This window comes from Pectobacterium polonicum (assembly GCF_005497185.1).
Taxonomy (GTDB): domain Bacteria; phylum Pseudomonadota; class Gammaproteobacteria; order Enterobacterales; family Enterobacteriaceae; genus Pectobacterium; species Pectobacterium polonicum.
Genome location: NZ_RJTN01000002.1, coordinates 224,135 through 237,209, shown reverse-complemented (window position 1 = coordinate 237,209; position 13,075 = coordinate 224,135). Strand labels below are relative to the sequence as shown.

Sequence of the window (13,075 nt, the reverse complement as noted above, 5' to 3'; positions counted from 1 at the left end):
GAATCTGGGGGGTTAACGTGCGCGCTTGCGCGTCAGGAAACGGACGAGTCTCTGGCGCGGTGTCAGCGGCATTTCACGCACCGCACCGCGGGACACATAGCGTTCCACGTAGTATTGGACGACGGATAGCACCGTGGTGATCAGCAGGTACCAAATGGTAGCGACCATCAGCAACGGAATAACCTGTTGTGTACGGTTGTAGATGACCTGAACGGTGTAAAACAGCTCCGGCAGTGCCAGTACGTAAACGATCGAAGTGCCTTTCGCCAGACTGATGATTTCGTTGAAGCCGGTGGGCAGAATGGAACGTAGCGCCTGCGGCAGAATGATGCGCACCGTGCGGCGACCACCGGGCAGACCGAGTGCCGCAGAGGCTTCAAACTGACCCGCGTCCACGCCGAGAATGCCGCCGCGAATAATTTCCGCCGTATACGCGGATTGCACCAGCGTCAGGCCAAGAACGGCGACGGAAAATTGATCCAGCAGGTCAATCGTCGGATAGCGCAGGAATACGACGGAGGTGAACGGAATGCCTAATGCCAATTCGTCATAGAGATAAGAGAAGTTGTAAAGGATGATCAACACCAAAATCAGCGGGAGTGACCGAAATAGCCAGATATACAGCCATGACAGCGTGGAAAGCAGGTACGACGGCGAAAGGCGAGCCAGCGCCAGCGCGGTGCCGAAAATAATGCTGAATAATGTGCCAAGCGCGGTCAGCAGCAGCGTTTGCCCTAATCCGGTAAGGATTACCGGATTAAAAAACCACTCGGCAAAGACTGCCCACTCCCAACGTGGATTCAGCGCGATGGATTGAATAATCCCGGCAAAAATAAACAGCGAAAACAGCGCACCGGCAAAGCGGAAGGGATAACGCGCGGGAACAATGTGTAATGGTGGTTCCTGTGCCCGGCTCAGCGGTGGCTGTTGAGAAGACGTTTGTAGAGATTGCGTCATGATCGATACCATTTGAAGGTGATGCTGAAAAATGTCGTTTTGTGGTTAATCCATTGAGTTATTTGCGGTGCGTAAGGATCAACACACTTTCAAATGGCGGTTGATCATCTCGACTTCCGTTTGCCACGCAGCCTGTGGCGTTGCCGTTTCGAACAGCGCTTTCTTAAACGGTAAACGCCCGTCGTAAGGCGGAATACTGTAAGTCACTGGATCGACGGTGGTATCGAACTGAGGGGTATAACCGTGGCTTAGGTATAAACGCACCGCTTCAGGCTGCCGGAAGCCCGTCGTCAGGAAAAAATGCTGATAGCCTAGTCTCCGGGCATGTTGCTCCAGCTCTTGCATCACTTTCCCTGCCAACCCCTGACGGCGCAGCGAATTATCCGTCCATACCCGCTTAATTTCGGCGGTGGTGTTGTCATAGCGTTTAAACGCACCGGTAGCGATGGGGATGCCCTGACGCAGCAGCGCAATAAAAATGCCGTGTGGCTGCTGGTAAATACCCGGCGGATCGCTTTCCCGCTCGCCAAAAAAATCGCCATAACGCTGCGCATATTCCGCGAACAGGCCGTCGATAATCGGAGCCACGATAGGATCTTCGGGCTGGGTAACAATGAAAATGTCGTCGGACATGGGGTGCTCCTGATTCATTTGCGTATAGGGGCTATCGGTAACCATGGCGTGTCGATCATGGCGTCCCGATAGCCATTGAGCGGGATTAATCGCCCAATCCTGGAGGATTGATTTCTGAACGGTCGATACGTTCGATGCTTTCTCCCCAGCGGTTCAGCACCTTGTCGTATTCACCACTTTTAATCACGCCGTTCAGCGCGGTATTAATCGGCTGCACCAGCCCGCTGCCTTTTCGCGTGGTGACCGCGATATGTGCGACGTTGGGGTAACCGCCGTTGACCGTGCCGACATGCTTAACTTTGCCCGTCAGCTCTGCTTTGTATGCTCCGATCACGTTGGGGCCGAAATAGGCATCGGAACGGCCGGATTGCAGGCTGAGGTTGGCGGCGGCATCATCCGTGACATAGACCGGCTGAAAGGCGGGCAGGCCGTTGGCGCGATTCTGTTTATCCCACGCCAGCAGTACGGCTTCCTGATTAGTGCCTGAACCGACGATAATCTTCAGTCCGGCGATATCTTTCGCTTCCTTGATGGATTGAATCTTACTGGTGGATTTCACATAGAAACCGAGTGAATCGATGCGGTAAGTGGCGAAATCAAACTTTTCTTTACGCTCTTTGGTGACGGTGACATTGGTGATCGCGGCATCGTATTTACCCGACGCCACACCGAGAGGCCAGTCTTCCCACGAGGTTGAAACGATATTCAGTTCCAGCCCAAGACTGTCTGCCACCAGCCGGGCAATATCCGGTTCGCTACCAATCAAGGTTTTGTTATCTTCCGCGAACAGCGCCAGCGGAGGAGCGGCACCGAGTGCTGCTACTGCCACGGTAAATTTACCCGGCGTGGCAAATTTAAAATCAGCTGGAATCTGCGTGATGGCCTCTGCATTTTTCGGTGCATGGAGTGGCTGCTGATTGGCTTTCAGATCGATGGCGGCCTGTACACTGGTTGCGGACAGCGTGCCGAGCAGTAGCGATCCTGTCAGTAGCGTTGTTAAAAGCGATGGGCGCACGCGAGGTGTTGCGACCGAATGTGCGGTGGTGTGTGCGATCTCTTTTTGCATCTCTTTTTCCCTTGCAGGTGATTATTTATAATGGTGACGTTGTCACTTTTTAGGTTGGTTACCGTTACTTAATCACCGATACCCGGCGGATTCACCACGGATTGTGTGACCTTTTCATCGTCTTCACCCCAGCGATCCAATACCTGTGCATAGCTACCGTTGTGGATCGTGCCATTGATGGCGGTGCTGATTGCCTGCGCCAGACCATTGCCTTTCTGCGTGGTGACCGCGACGTAAGCGACCGTCGGACCTTTGCCTACCATGCGCGTCTTGCCCGTCAGTGCCGCTTTATAAGCCCCGATGGAATGGGGACCGAAAAACGCATCGACGCGCCCAGACTGAATGCTCAGATTGGCGGCGGCATCGTCGGTGACGTAAACCGGCTGCACGGGGGGAAGGCCGTTGGCACGGTTTTGTCGATCCCAACCCAGCAAAATGTTTTCCTGATTAGTACCGGAACCGACAATCACTTTCAGGCCTGCTACGTCTTCTGGCTTGTTGATTGCGGTGATTTTGCTGGTCGATTTCACGTAGAAACCCAATGTATCAATGCGGTAGGTAGCGAAATCGAACTTCTCTTTGCGCGGTTTTGTCACGGCAATATTAAAAATAGCGGCATCGTATTTCCCCGCCGTGATACCCAGCGGCCAGTCCTCCCAAGAAGCAGGAACCAGCTTGAGTTCGAGCCCGAGACTGTCGGCCACCAGTCGTGCGATGTCGGCGTCGCTGCCGACAATCGTTTTGTTATCGTCAGCCAGCAACGACAGCGGCGGTGAGCTGAGCGACGAGACGGTAACGGTCAACTTACCCGGCGTCACGAATTTGAAATGAGCCGGAATCTGCGCAATAGCTTCGGTATTTTTCCCCGTGCGAATGGGCGTCTGGTTGGCCTTGAGATCGATACGGCTGACGAATCCCGCGTCTTGCGCCTGTGCACTTATTGCCAGCGTGGCGCTGAGTAGCGTCGCCAGATTTGTCGCGGTAATAAAAGGGGAACGTTTCACGGTGAACCTCCTGTAGCGCGAATTAGCGCGTGAATTGATTCACCGGATAGTCCAGAGCCAGATTTTCCCGCAGCGTGTAGCCGGCATACTCCTGACGGAACAGGCCACGCTGTTGCAGCAGAGGAACGACGCGATCGACAAAGTGATTGAGCGTATCCGGCGTGCCACCCTGAATAATGAAGCCGTCTGCCGCACCATTTTCAAACCAGAGCTGTAAGCCATCCGCCACCTGCTCAGGCGTACCGCTGAAGACCGGACGCGGTGATGCGGCTTCCAGCGCAACCTGACGCAGCGTTAAGCCTTTTTCCTGCGCGTTGCGTTTGATTTCGTCGGTCGTGCTGCGGAAGCTGTTTTTCCCCAGATCGCCGATATTAGGGAAAGGCTCATCCAGTGGATGTTGTGAGAAGTCGTAGTGTTCAAAATAGCGACCCAGATAGTTGAGGGCATCCTCGATCGTGACGAGCTGTGCCGTTTCCTGATACTGGCGCTCTACGTCTTCTGCATCGTTGCCGACAATGACGCTGACGCCCTGGAAGACGTGCAGTTGATCGGCGCGGCGACCGTTTTCTTCCAGTTTTTGCTTCACTTCGCGGTAATAGCGCTGTGAATCTTCCAGTGTGTGTTGATGGGTGAAGATAGCGTCAGCGTGTTTCGCCGCCAGTTTTTGGCCGTCTTCAGACGCGCCAGCCTGGAACACAATCGGGCGACCCTGCGCGGATCGGCCAATATTCAGCGGCCCTTGTACCGAGAAGAATTCCCCCTGATGATTCAGCGTGTGTAACTTTTCAGGATCGAAGAACTGTCCACTGGCTTTGTCACGAATAAAGGCATCGTCTTCCCAGGAGTCCCACAGCCCTTTCGCCACCTGAAGAAATTCATCGGCAATGCGGTAGCGCAGCGCATGTTCCGGGTGTTGTGCGCGGGAAAAATTTTTCGCTGACCCTTCCAACGGTGATGTCACCACGTTCCAGCCTGCGCGGCCATTGCTCAGATGATCGAGGCTGGAAAACTGTCGGGCGGTGGTAAAGGGCTCTGAATACGATGTCGACAGTGTGCCGACCAGGCCAATATGGCTGGTGACGGTAGCCAGTGCAGAGAGCAGCGTTAACGGCTCGAAACGGTTGAGAAAGTGAGGGATGGATTTTTCATTGATATATAACCCATCAGCCACGAAGACAAAGTCGAATTTACCCTGTTCGGCTTTTTTCACTGCGTCCAGGACAAAACCAAAATTAATACTGGCGTCTGGCACGACGTTTTTATGTCGCCATGCGGACATATTTCCCGCCGCACCTTGTAATATTAAACCCAGTCTTAATTGCCGTTTTGATGATATTTGTTTTTCACTCATTATTCGAAACCTTTTATTAATTGAACACACTTCCATGAAGGTGAAAACAATCCATCAATAAACCGGCTATCAATCAATAAGCCATCAATAGGTATTCACGTATTCAATGAAAGGTTAATAGGACGTTAATAGCGTGTTTTCACTATTGATGAGGCGAGGTATGATGTAAAACAACAAAAATGTATAATGAAATTCAAAAATTTCAGATGATGGCGCGACTTGTTTTGTTAGTATGATGTTAATGGCTATGTGTCTCGCCGTATCTAAAGGATAAAATTTGATGTCTGATTTGACAGTTGAACGACGCGCAACCGTGAATGACGCCGTTCCCTCCGCGGCGGTGACCGCCGTTGACCAGCAGGCGTTTCGTGATGCAATGGCAAAATTGAGCGCAGCGGTTAATATCGTTACGACGGATGGCTCGGCAGGTAAGGCCGGATTTACGGCATCCGCCGTGTCCAGCGTTAGCGACACGCCTGGCACGCTGCTGGTGTGTCTGAATCGTGGTTCATCAGTGTATCCCACGTTTCAGGCGAATGAACATTTGTGCGTCAATACGCTAACGGCAGATCACGAAGCGCTGTCGTCGCTGTTTGGGAGCCGATCGTCTACTGAAGAACGGTTTGCGGCGGCGGAGTGGGACGTGTTACACACGGGTTCACCGGTGTTGCGGGATGCCTTAGTTGCATTTGACTGCCGGGTTGAGGAAGTGGTGAGTGCGGCGACGCACGATATCTTTATTTGCCGGGTGTTAGCGATTAAGCAGGGCGAAAGTACCGATGGTCTGGTGTATTTTTCCCGTGGTTATCATGCTGTTCGGGGTTAATGAAATACACTAACCAGACGCCAAGCCTTGCAGATAAAGTGCGTCGAGCGGGGGCAATGGATAGATCGTAAAGACGCTGCGAGTACATCCCTGTAAGCTCGAGCCGCGCCATCCCTGGCGCGGACGCTTTACTCTTCTATTCCATTACCCCCGTTTTAATCCTGTAAACTTGTCATCAGTCTGCCAACGAGAATTATTCAGGAAATAGCCACCTCCGCCAGATTAACCAGACGAAGGTGGCTAGTTTTATAAATTAGCGTATTACGATGAAGACAGTACCGCCTGTGGTGGGGAAACTTTCGTGGTGCGCAGGCGATGCAGTGCGGCTTCTGCTAACTGTGCAAAGTAGCGTGATGCAGGCGCAATGGCGCTTTCATCTGGGTTGAACTGAGGGTGGTGCAGGCCAAATTCGCTGTTTGAGCCAATGCTGACGAACGTGCCCGGCACTTCCTGAAGGTACAGGGCAAAATCCTCACCGCTCATTTGCAGTTCGGCGTTTTCTACCTGATAACCTGCGTCTCTGGCAATTTGCTTGCTGAAGTCTGCCCATTCGCTAGTGTTCACGACAGCAGGCGGGCCGGGATACCACTTCAGTTCCGCTTTGGCGCCCAGCGCAAGGGCAATACCACCAATCAGTTGCTCAATCCGCTCCGGTATTTCCGCACGGATCGCGGCATTGTAGGTGCGTACGGTTCCTTCCAGCTCTACTGTTTGCGGTAGTACGTTCCAGGTGTTGCCGCCCTGAATGCGCGTGACGCTGATCACCAGCGATTCCAGCGAACTAAAGCTGCGGCTGGGGAGGGTTTGCAGCGCGTTGACGATATTGCAGGCGGTGACAATGCTGTCGATACCCTGTTCCGGCTTGGCTGCATGCGCGCCTTTGCCTGTAATGTGAATAGCGAAGCGATCCACATTGGCATAAAACGGGCCGCTGCGCGTGGCAAACGTCCCCGCAGGAAGCTCCGGCGCATTGTGCAGGCCGAAAACGGCGTCAACATCGGCGAGTGCGCCGGCACGGATAAACTGTTTGGCACCGGTAGACACTTCTTCTGCCGGTTGGAAAAATAACCTGACTTTACCCGGTAAGACATGCTCACGTTTTTTCAGCAGGCAAGCAGCGCCGAGCATTACGGCGGTATGGAAATCGTGGCCACAGGCATGCATGACGCCAGCATGCTGGGAGCGAAAATCGACATCAACCCCTTCTTCAATGGGTAGTGCATCAATATCGGCACGCAGCGCAATGGTTGGGCCGCTGCCGTGACCAATTTCGGCAACAACGCCTGTGGTTAACGCCAGAGGTAACAGACGGATGTCTTTCTCTTGTAGCCAGCGGGTAATGTGCGCGGTGGTTTGGTGTTCCTGATTGGATAATTCCGGGTACTGATGTAAGTGCCGTCGCCAGTTAATTAACTGTTGCTCAAATGACGTATCACAACAGGGGATAGATTCAGCCATATCAATACACCTCCTTAACAAAATGTAAACATGGTAAAGGTAGCCGATAGCTACTCAATGGATAAATACCGTCTGGTTATATTTCATGTCTTTTTATGATGGCGCTTTTTTGCATTCATTTATTATGAATATTTTTGCTAACAAAATTCATTATTGATATTTATTTTTCACACTTTTATGCAACATTCTTCTTATTCTATTTTTTTTGTTATGGCTATTTATTGCTATGAATAGCGTTAACGGATAGTCGCTAAAATAAGGAAACATCGTGGGATATAAGCTCAGTTTATTAGATCAAAGCCCTATCGCCGAAGGAATGAGTGCGGCGCAGGCGTTGGCGCAAACCGTGTCGTTGGCGAAAGTGGCGGAAGCACTTGGCTATTACCGCTTTTGGGTTTCCGAGCATCATAATTCCGATGAATTGGCCGGATCGTCTCCCGAGGTTTTGATCACCTGGCTGTTAGCGCACACGACAACGCTGCGCATCGGTTCCGGCGGCGTGATGTTACAGCATTACAGTCCGTATAAGGTTGCAGAGAATTTCCATGTCATCAGTGCGCTGGCGGGTGGACGTGTTGATTTAGGCATCGGTAAAGCCCCTGGCGGGCTGCCACGGGCGACGCGCGCACTTCAGCAGGAAATTGGTGAGATTGAACGCGTTACCTTCACGGAGAAATTACATCAGTTAAACCATTTTCTCGACAGCCATGATGATAGCGCCGAACGCCTAAATGCGACGCCGCTGCCGGAGCATGAGCCGCAGCGCTTTCTGTTGGGTGCCAGCCGGGAGAGTGCGCAGCTAGCCGCATCGCTAGGCTGGAATTTTGTATTCGCCGGGTTCATTAATGCTAGCGAAACACTGTTAACGGAATCACTCTTGAGCTACCGGGAATTGAAACCCGCCAGCGCTCAGACGCTGCTGTCGCTGTCGGTGATTGCCGCTGAACGTTATGACGAGGCGGAAGCGCTGGCCAGCACACAACATAATTATAAGGTTTATATTGAAAACAAACCGCCGCTGACGGTAGGAAGTCAGGAACTGGCAGACAATTTCGTTCGGCAGGCGGGTGTGACAGATTTCCGTATCGAGCAGGAGCCACGCCATGTGCTTTACGGTACGCCGGAGCAGATTCATCAGCGTCTGGATAGCTACCATCAACGTTTTGGCGTGGATGAGTTCATTATCCACACGCCCGTGACGTCCCCGAGCGAGCGTGAGGCATCGATCCGGCTGTTGGCGCAACGTTGATCGGTGGTTAAAAAGATGCGTAATGACAACATCGCACGGTATCGCAGGCGGTAATCTAGGTTTATCTGGGGCAGAAAACCGAGGTTATGCGATGGCGGTACCGGAGAATAAGGAAGCTTTGATTAAGGCGATCAACAGTCAGTTTGCGCTATTAATGAAGAAAATCGATGCAGTGCCTGCTGAATTGGCATTCGTGCCGGAAATGACAGGACATGCGCAGGGAACGCAGATGAGCCCGGCAAATCTAGTGGCATATTTGCTGGGTTGGGGAAATTTAGTGCTGAAATGGCATGAGGATGAAGAGCGGGGTAATCCCATTGATTTCCCTGTGGCCGGTTATAAATGGAATCAGCTTGGCCTGCTGGCACAAAAATTCTATCGGGACTATGCCCACATCACTGACTGGACGGAACTGGTTGCGCAGCTTGTCGCGAATAAGCTGGCGCTCATCGTGCTGGTTGAACGCTATACCGATGCACAACTCTATGGGGCATGTTGGTACGGCAAGTGGACGCGTGGGCGGATGATTCAGTTTAATACCGCTTCGCCTTATAAAAATGCGGCTGGCCGGTTGCGCATGTGGGAGAAAAATAAATAACATTTTGATATTGAATCAAAAAATACCTTGCTGAATTTGGCGCTTATTTCCCTTTTATTGGGACCGTGTCAGCGATGTTTTTTCAGACAAAACCTTACATATTCCCCCCGTTTGACTGTTCTATACTCATTAGTAAGCAAGATAAGTTTTACTGGCAGATGAGATGAATAGGGGGAAAAAATGATTGGTCTCAACTTGGTTTCTCCAGTGTCATATTACTCAACGCCTGACAAACTTGATTATGTCCAAGGCATTTCCCGTTCGTCGCAGCTGTCTGGTTATCCTAATCAGGACGCATCTACCCGTACTCGGACCGCTTACGAAAATAGCGGCTCCGTATTTACGCCCCCCATCGCTGATGGGATTAATCGCCCAACGGAAAATAATCAGCTTAACGTTTACGTTTAGGGCTGTCTCAATCTGGCAAAATGGATAATCGCGCACCGAAAACGATCGTTTTCGGTGCGTATTTTGCTTCTTTACCCTTATTGCCTCTCATTGATGCCTCTTCATAAAAATATTTTCACCAAGCCCGTCTCGTTCCTATTCTCTTTTTCTTCTCGATCACCCTTCGTCTGTCACCTGTGTCAAACTAGGTTCATTCATGACTAACGCTATGATTAATCAGCATTACATAATTCTGATTATTCCCTTTCGTTTTGCTGCGTTTTGACACATTTCATCATATTTTCTTTTGCTTCTATCGCATTGGAATGAATATTGCTGCTATTTTTCTTTTTTTAACAAAGACATGACCTGAATAAGGTTCATCTGGTGTTGTTGATAATGAGAAAAGGGAGTGGTGTTCATGTTCAAGCAAGTCGCAGTTGCGGTGGGGATGGCGTGTTTATGTGTACCAGCATGGGCTTATGATTACGGTGATTATGCGCGCGAGACCGTAGATACGCTCATTAATGATTATCCGGGACGTTATCGTGATACAGCCAATTTTGCTGGTGCGGCAGACTGGATGACGCAACGTATGGCACCCGGTTATACCACGCTCAGGCAGGATTTCTCCTGGACGGCAGGCGGTACGACACGTTCGTCACAAAACGTGTTGGCCTATAATACCGGGCTAAGCAGCGAATACATTATTACTGGCGCGCACTTTGATACCTTCTTCGGTCGGCCGACGCTGCAAGGGCTGGATGATAATGCGTCCGGCGCATCGATCCTGACAGAAGTAGCGCGTAATTTTAGCGGTATTCAGACGGAAAAAACGCTGGTCTTTGCAGCCTTTGGTGCGGAAGAAGAAGGGCTGCGCGGTTCGCGCGCGATGGTTAATGAGTTGATCGCTCAGGGAACCGAGGGCGGCCTTAAGGCCATGATTAACATGGACAGTATGATTACCGGTGACAAACTCTACGCACACGCCGGCGATAACAGCGTGGCGAATCCTGAGCTGGCCAGCCTGCGCGAACAGACGCTGCGTATTGCGAACGAACTGGGCATCGAACTGTTCACCAATCCGGGGCTGAATGCGAGTTATCCGGCAGGAACCGGCTGTTGCAGCGACGGCGATAGCTTCAATGAAGCGTTTGATATTCCCGTGCTCTATATGGAAGCGACCAACTGGGATATTGGCGATCAGGATGGCTATGAGCAAACCACGAACCCCGCAGTGCCGGGAGGGGCGACGTGGCATAACCCCACAGTTGATAACGAAGCCTTTCTGACCAGCGTGTTGGGTCAGGAACGTATCGATCAGCGCCTGCGTGACGTTTCACGGCTGGTGACACGGCTGCTGCTGGAGATCTCCAATACCGATTTACTGCATTCGGCGTATTCTGCTGCCGCGATGCAGCGGGCGATGGAAGAGAGCCTGAAACGTCAGCACCAGTCGCTGAGCGAGTTGCACAATCAGCGCTGGCTGCTGTTGCAAAATACCACGCGTAGCGCAGGGACGCTGGATACGGCCGTCGGGGTTGAGGGCGATGTGATTCCATCAAATGGCTTTGACCGTGCACCGCAGCAGCGTTCCCGTCAGGCGATGGCCTATGCACTGGTCGATTATCAATTAAGTGACATTGTCACGATTGGTGGCAGCCTGAGCCTGCTGCGTAGCAAGGATAAGCTTGAGCGCAATGGACATATTGAAAGCGATACCTGGCAAGCTGGCGTCTACGGTTTGCTGAATCAGGGGGGACCCGCCTGGTTGGGTAGCGACGTGACGGCGGGCCGGGCGGCCATTTCGTCACGCCGCTCGGTGTATCTGCAATCTGCGGGTGGTCCGGTACTGTTGGACAACACGCTGGATGGCAATACCGAAGCGCAATTTGTCGGTGCCCGCGTAACAGGCGGTTATGATTTTTCGCTCGGCGGACTGCGTACCGGTCCGGTTGCCGGGCTGGATTACGCACGTTACCGCATCAATGCGTTTGATGACAAAGGTAACCTGCGGACGGGCGTACGGTATGAAAAACAGGATGTTGATTCGCTGGAAGCCAGTCTGGGCTGGCGCGTGCGTGGCAAGGTGGAATTCAGCAACAAAACGTCGTTACAGCCTTATGCCACGGTGGCGTGGGTGCGTGAATTGGCCGATGGGCTTGGTTCCAGCTTTACGGTGAAAGATCGTGTCGATGGAGCAAACCGACGCGTGGCGGTGGGGGAACAGGATAAGAACTTTGGGCGGGCAACGGTCGGCGTACAGTGGCTTGCGGCAGAAAATCTGAATCTGTATTCCGAAGTCGGCGGCCGTTTCGGTCATCTGGATGGCGATCAAACGCGCTACAGCGTGGGCGTCCAGTGGCAATTCTAAGCCTGTTGCTGTGCAGAACGAGCTCAGCGACTGAAAGGGAAATTCGGCGTTAAAACGGGGTCTGAAACGACCCCGTAGCGGATTCGGACGGGTTGGTTACAAGTACGGCCCGTTTTGAACCGAATCTCTGACCCGCAGCTCAGACAAGAACAGGTTATCTTTCGAGAAATATCCGCCGTCCAGCATCGCGATCAGGCGGTTAATCACTTCGTTGATCATATCGCTCACCGGATCTTTTACGCTGGAGAGTGATGGCTTCAAAAACGGAGCGGTGGGAATATCGTCGAACCCGACCACAGAAACATCGTTCGGTACGGCAACACCGGCTTCATCCAGCGCTTTTATCGCACCAATCGCCATATCGTCATTGCTGGCAAGAACGGCACTGAATGACACCCGGTTATCGCGCAGGGTGGTAATAGCCAGCGAACCACAGCGCGGCGTCCATTTTCCTCTCACAATCAGTTCATCCCGCACCGCGATGTTCGCTGCTGTCAGCGCGTCTTTATAGCCGGAAAGGCGTTCGATAGCGGTCGGTGAATCCAGCGAACCGGTGATAAACGCGATGTCTTTATGGCCGCGTGCGATCAAATGCTGTGTGGCGTTATAGCTGGAACCTTTGTGATCGCAGCAAATGCAGTGGCTTTGGTGTCTACGCAGTTTACGGTTGACCACCATGATCGGTTGCTTGTGTTGATCGATAATGTCATCCATCTCATCCACGTTGAGAAAACGAGGGTAAATGATGATCGCATCGCAGCGCAAACCGAGCAGGAATTGAATCGCGGCGCGTTCTTCATCGGCGCTGTGTTTGCCGTCAACCAGAATAAGCTGACGCCCGTTGTCTTCCAGTTTCTTAGCGGCCTGCGACAGCAGTTCGTTAAAATAGCTACCGTGATAGAGCGTGTTCGTCACCACCAAACCGATGCAGGCTGATTTGCTGGTCGCCAGATTACGTGCCAGTAAATTTGGCTGATATCCCGTCTCCTCAATAGCCTGATAGACCAGCGTTTTGGTTTCTTCACTGGTATAGCCTTTGCCTGAAAGCACGCGCGACACCGTCGCTTTTGATACGCCTGCTTTCTTCGCCACTTCCTGCATTGTTGACATGGGACATCCTGAGACGTTGAACACGTCCACCATTTTACACATTTTAAGCTGGTAGCAGCAGG

11 protein-coding genes are annotated in these 13,075 nt (G+C 52.1%); 4 read left to right on the top strand and 7 right to left on the bottom strand.

Translation table 11 applies throughout. The features are described from left to right. Positions 1 to 12: 12 nt before the first annotated feature. From EDI29_RS03435 to EDI29_RS03415, 5 genes are all read right to left on the bottom strand, one after another. The gene (locus tag EDI29_RS03435; protein ID WP_137739727.1) at positions 13 to 957 is read right to left on the bottom strand and encodes an amino acid ABC transporter permease; all 945 of its coding nucleotides are present in this window, start codon (positions 955 to 957) and stop codon (positions 13 to 15) included. A 78-nt stretch (positions 958 to 1,035) separates the two neighbouring features. Further along, positions 1,036 to 1,590 carry a GNAT family N-acetyltransferase gene (locus tag EDI29_RS03430; protein ID WP_137739726.1) on the bottom strand — a complete coding sequence of 185 codons (555 nt, stop codon included), beginning with the start codon at positions 1,588 to 1,590 and terminating at the stop codon, positions 1,036 to 1,038. Positions 1,591 to 1,675: 85 nt separating this feature from the next. Further along, complete coding sequence (locus tag EDI29_RS03425; protein ID WP_137739725.1) at positions 1,676 to 2,656, bottom strand: ABC transporter substrate-binding protein; 981 nt, start codon at positions 2,654 to 2,656, stop codon at positions 1,676 to 1,678. A gap of 68 nt (positions 2,657 to 2,724) precedes the next feature. Beyond that, positions 2,725 to 3,660 (bottom strand): transporter substrate-binding domain-containing protein, encoded by a 936-nt coding sequence (locus tag EDI29_RS03420; RefSeq protein ID WP_137739724.1) that lies wholly within the window; start codon positions 3,658 to 3,660, stop codon positions 2,725 to 2,727. A gap of 22 nt (positions 3,661 to 3,682) precedes the next feature. Continuing rightward, positions 3,683 to 5,011 carry an LLM class flavin-dependent oxidoreductase gene (locus EDI29_RS03415; RefSeq protein ID WP_137739723.1) on the bottom strand — a complete coding sequence of 443 codons (1,329 nt, stop codon included), beginning with the start codon at positions 5,009 to 5,011 and terminating at the stop codon, positions 3,683 to 3,685. Positions 5,012 to 5,291: 280 nt separating this feature from the next. Between EDI29_RS03415 and EDI29_RS03410 the strand changes: the two genes are divergently transcribed. Then, positions 5,292 to 5,837, top strand: a complete 546-nt coding sequence (locus EDI29_RS03410) for a flavin reductase (protein WP_137739722.1) — start codon at positions 5,292 to 5,294, stop codon at positions 5,835 to 5,837. 261 nt (positions 5,838 to 6,098) lie between these two features. On the opposite strand, the gene EDI29_RS03405 is transcribed toward EDI29_RS03410, so the two are convergent. After that, positions 6,099 to 7,295, bottom strand: coding sequence for a M20 peptidase aminoacylase family protein (locus EDI29_RS03405; protein ID WP_137739721.1), 1,197 nt, complete (start codon positions 7,293 to 7,295; stop codon positions 6,099 to 6,101). Positions 7,296 to 7,563: 268 nt separating this feature from the next. Here EDI29_RS03405 and EDI29_RS03400 point away from each other — a divergent pair, with 268 nt between their 5' ends. The 3 genes from EDI29_RS03400 (at position 7,564) to EDI29_RS03385 (ending at position 11,903) form a co-directional block, all read left to right on the top strand. Then, on the top strand, positions 7,564 to 8,544 hold the full coding sequence (locus EDI29_RS03400) for an LLM class flavin-dependent oxidoreductase (RefSeq protein ID WP_137739720.1): 981 nt from the start codon (positions 7,564 to 7,566) through the stop codon (positions 8,542 to 8,544). Between the two features lie 91 nt (positions 8,545 to 8,635). Beyond that, positions 8,636 to 9,142: a ClbS/DfsB family four-helix bundle protein gene (locus EDI29_RS03395; RefSeq protein ID WP_137739931.1), complete on the top strand. Its 507-nt coding sequence runs from the start codon at positions 8,636 to 8,638 to the stop codon at positions 9,140 to 9,142. 808 nt (positions 9,143 to 9,950) lie between these two features. Beyond that, complete coding sequence (locus tag EDI29_RS03385; RefSeq protein WP_137739718.1) at positions 9,951 to 11,903, top strand: autotransporter domain-containing protein; 1,953 nt, start codon at positions 9,951 to 9,953, stop codon at positions 11,901 to 11,903. 96 nt (positions 11,904 to 11,999) lie between these two features. Here the strand turns inward: EDI29_RS03385 and EDI29_RS03380 are convergent, their stop codons facing one another. Continuing rightward, complete coding sequence (locus EDI29_RS03380) at positions 12,000 to 13,013, bottom strand: LacI family DNA-binding transcriptional regulator (protein ID WP_137739717.1); 1,014 nt, start codon at positions 13,011 to 13,013, stop codon at positions 12,000 to 12,002. Positions 13,014 to 13,075 lie beyond the last annotated feature (62 nt).

Excerpts from the sequence above, each read along its gene's own strand:
- EDI29_RS03425 (WP_137739725.1), bottom strand. The coding sequence starts at position 2,656 with ATGCAAAAAGAGATCGCACACACCACCGCACATTCGGTCGCAACACCT.
- EDI29_RS03380 (WP_137739717.1), bottom strand. The coding sequence starts at position 13,013 with ATGTCAACAATGCAGGAAGTGGCGAAGAAAGCAGGCGTATCAAAAGCG.
- EDI29_RS03405 (WP_137739721.1), bottom strand. The coding sequence starts at position 7,295 with ATGGCTGAATCTATCCCCTGTTGTGATACGTCATTTGAGCAACAGTTA.
- EDI29_RS03430 (WP_137739726.1), bottom strand. The coding sequence starts at position 1,590 with ATGTCCGACGACATTTTCATTGTTACCCAGCCCGAAGATCCTATCGTG.
- EDI29_RS03415 (WP_137739723.1), bottom strand. The coding sequence starts at position 5,011 with ATGAGTGAAAAACAAATATCATCAAAACGGCAATTAAGACTGGGTTTA.
- EDI29_RS03395 (WP_137739931.1), top strand. The coding sequence starts at position 8,636 with ATGGCGGTACCGGAGAATAAGGAAGCTTTGATTAAGGCGATCAACAGT.
- EDI29_RS03410 (WP_137739722.1), top strand. The coding sequence starts at position 5,292 with ATGTCTGATTTGACAGTTGAACGACGCGCAACCGTGAATGACGCCGTT.
- EDI29_RS03385 (WP_137739718.1), top strand. The coding sequence starts at position 9,951 with ATGTTCAAGCAAGTCGCAGTTGCGGTGGGGATGGCGTGTTTATGTGTA.
- EDI29_RS03435 (WP_137739727.1), bottom strand. The coding sequence starts at position 957 with ATGACGCAATCTCTACAAACGTCTTCTCAACAGCCACCGCTGAGCCGG.